This window comes from Acinetobacter sp. CFCC 10889 (assembly GCF_003268395.1).
In the GTDB taxonomy this organism is placed as follows: domain Bacteria; phylum Pseudomonadota; class Gammaproteobacteria; order Pseudomonadales; family Moraxellaceae; genus Acinetobacter.
The window spans coordinates 1-2,705 of sequence record NZ_LQXQ01000131.1; the positions used below are offsets into that span (position 1 = coordinate 1).

Consider the following 2,705-nt stretch of genomic DNA (forward strand, 5'->3'; position numbering starts at 1 on the left):
GGTGGTCTTTGCCTTGGTTATGACCAAAAAGCCACTGAGTACAAACCACCTCTAGCAACCGAATACATCCCTTCAACTTATGCTGTGCAAACCGTTGAAATCACTTCAATGAGCACAGGTTACGCTGTTATTCAATTGAATGAATTTACCGTGAAGTTCCCTTTTGAATACAAAGCATATCCAGATAGCTACGGCGTACAAGGATCAAGCTTCACTGCTGTAGAGATTACAGCACACGGTGAAATGACTGTTCTTGATGAAAATGACAATCCGTATCTCGACTTCACAGATCAAATCGACCACCGCCAATTTAATAATTTGCTCGTTGGTTTTATTGAAAAAAATCATTTGGTGGAGGCGATCTGATGGAAAACCCTCTAATTCTCGAAATGAATTTAACTGAAGCGCAGGCAATGGCATTAGCTCAGTTGGTTAAACGTATTTCATACCGTGAGCTTCGTACAAATGCTTCAAGTGATTCTGAAGCTGATCGTATGCATGAAGCTGTTGCTGAATTGCAAGATGCGTTGGCACGCATCGGTTATGCACCACGATAGGAGCTGAGCAAATGACTATTTCTACTCAAAAACAAGAAGTGATTCACTTCGGGAAATTCAAAGGCACTGCTTTTGAAGATATTCCACATAGTTATGTGCGTTGGTTGCTTACACAAGACATTGATGCTGCTTTACGTGAAAAACTCAATCAATTGGATTGGGTTCAAGAAGAATTGGTACGTGAGCGTGACTTCCAGCGACGTAAAGCATTGGCAATCATGTTGAGCCAACCTTGTTTTCAACGTGGCACACGTTATTCAGCTAATCAACGCATTGCTTATAACAATGCTAAATACAATAACTAAGGCGGATTAATCATGACAACAAATAATCTAAAAATTTGGAATGATGTTAAACAAACTCCTAGCAACTTCCTGAAAAAAATTGAATTTGGCTATCTTAAAGGCAAATCTGACATTAACCCACAGTGGCGATTAATGGCAATGACGCAGGCATTTGGTCCTGTTGGTCATGGTTGGACATATCGTATTGTTCGCACTTGGTCTGAAACAGCACCAAGTGGATCGATCATGTGTTTTGCTGAAGTTGCGGTTAAAACTAAATTTGAAGGTGCATGGGGCGAAGAATTCTCAGGCATCGGCGGATCTGAAATTGTTGAAATTGCTAAGGGGCAATTAAAAGCAAGTGATGAGGGTTATAAAAAGGCAGTTACTGATGCACTTGGTGTCGCATTTAAAGCTGTAGGTGTAGCAGCTGATGTTTATCTTGGAAATTATGATGGTAGTAAGTATTTATATGAATATGACCATGCTTATCAAGAGGGTCAGGCATCATCTCAGCAGCAAAATCAGAACATACAACAACAGCCTGTTCAACAACAAACAGCAAATCAGACCAATACTCAGCAAAAGACAATTGATCAGCGCTACAACGATGCACTTGCTTCAATTAGAAATGCAAAGAACCCGAACACACTTGATAAAGCGATTAGCACATTTGGTAAAACCAAATACAACAATCAAATTCAGCAAGCCTGTCGTGCCCGAGCTGATCAAATGGGTTGGTCAACCAATCCAGCTCAACAAAACCAAAACTCAAATCAACAAGCAATGCATCACTGAGGGATAGCAAATGGATATTTTAAACGCTAAACAAGCTTTTGAGGCAATGTCATCTGGTCAAGCAGTGTTATGTCGTGCAGTCGGGCAGCTGCTCGACTTTGGCGAGTTGAGTCAATTCCCTGCTACCGTATTTTTTGGTACTGAGTATGAATTTTGTCTTGCTCCACGTTTCATGACCATTGGTCAAGTGGATCTAGAAGTACCTGAGTGTATTCAAGACTTTGATGACTTAATTGATGCTGCAATGTATTACTACGCACCTAATCTTTTAGATGTGGATCATCCTATTGAGATTTTAAGTACTACTGACAATGCCCTTTATTTAAAACGTTTGATTGCATCAAAGCTTTTACATAAAACTACTAATGATGCGATTACCCATGCACGTGCATTCATCACTTTAAATGGCGGTTCATTGGACCCAATTGAGATTGAGCCTCCAGTGATTGTTAACACGCCATCAAAAGAGGTGGAATCAACTCCTGCTGAAACTGTTGAAGAAAAACCTAAAAAACGTACGCGCAAAACCAAAGAATCTGCAACAACTGATGCTATTGAAGCATCAGTTGATGTGAAGCCTAAAAACAGCCCTGCTTTCACTGTTGATGATGTCGCTAAAATAGAAACAGACTCTGCTGCAATCATTGAGAAATTTACAACTCAAATTGCGAATTGCACCACGACTGATGCTGTACTTTCATTGCGCCCAATATTTTTCGCTAATGGTTATTTGGAGCAAGAACAACAGCAGTACTTATGCAAACTGACTGAAGATAAATTGCTTGAATTAGATCCTGAGCAATACACACCTAAAGTCGATGTTGAGACTGTTGATCAAGAAGAAGTTACAGTTCCAGAAAACACGCCAGCTGATGATTACTTTCTTATTAAAGGAGATGCAGAGAAAAGTCGTATCAGCTCTGAAATCAAACAAGAATTAACGTACAAAATTGCTCAAATAAATACTCAAGAGTTGGATGAGATTTCAATTGAGATCCACAACAATCCTAAACTCATATCTACACACAAAAATCATCTTGATGGGCATATTGAACTTCGTAGAAAA

At 39.6% G+C, this 2,705-nt stretch carries 4 protein-coding genes and 1 pseudogene; all 5 read left to right on the forward strand.

What is annotated here, in order from left to right; translation table 11 throughout:
- Positions 1–366: hypothetical protein (locus AVJ19_RS20820; RefSeq protein WP_111861398.1), on the forward strand; the 366-nt coding region annotated here is incomplete at its 5' end.
- Positions 366–557: a hypothetical protein gene (locus AVJ19_RS20825; protein ID WP_111861399.1), complete on the forward strand. Its 192-nt coding sequence runs from the start codon at positions 366–368 to the stop codon at positions 555–557. The genes AVJ19_RS20820 and AVJ19_RS20825, both read left to right, overlap by 1 nt.
- Before the next feature lie 11 nt (positions 558–568).
- On the forward strand, positions 569–862 hold the full coding sequence (locus tag AVJ19_RS20830) for a DUF3820 family protein (protein ID WP_111861400.1): 294 nt from the start codon (positions 569–571) through the stop codon (positions 860–862).
- A gap of 12 nt (positions 863–874) precedes the next feature.
- Positions 875–1,639, forward strand: coding sequence for a hypothetical protein (locus tag AVJ19_RS20835; protein ID WP_111861401.1), 765 nt, complete (start codon positions 875–877; stop codon positions 1,637–1,639).
- Positions 1,640–1,649: 10 nt separating this feature from the next.
- A pseudogene (locus AVJ19_RS22640) lies at positions 1,650–2,705 on the forward strand (hypothetical protein); the annotation flags it as partial.

Coding starts and splice junctions, on each gene's coding strand:
- AVJ19_RS20835 (WP_111861401.1), top strand. CDS start 875: ATGACAACAAATAATCTAAAAATTTGGAATGATGTTAAACAAACTCCT.
- AVJ19_RS20825 (WP_111861399.1), top strand. CDS start 366: ATGGAAAACCCTCTAATTCTCGAAATGAATTTAACTGAAGCGCAGGCA.
- AVJ19_RS20830 (WP_111861400.1), top strand. CDS start 569: ATGACTATTTCTACTCAAAAACAAGAAGTGATTCACTTCGGGAAATTC.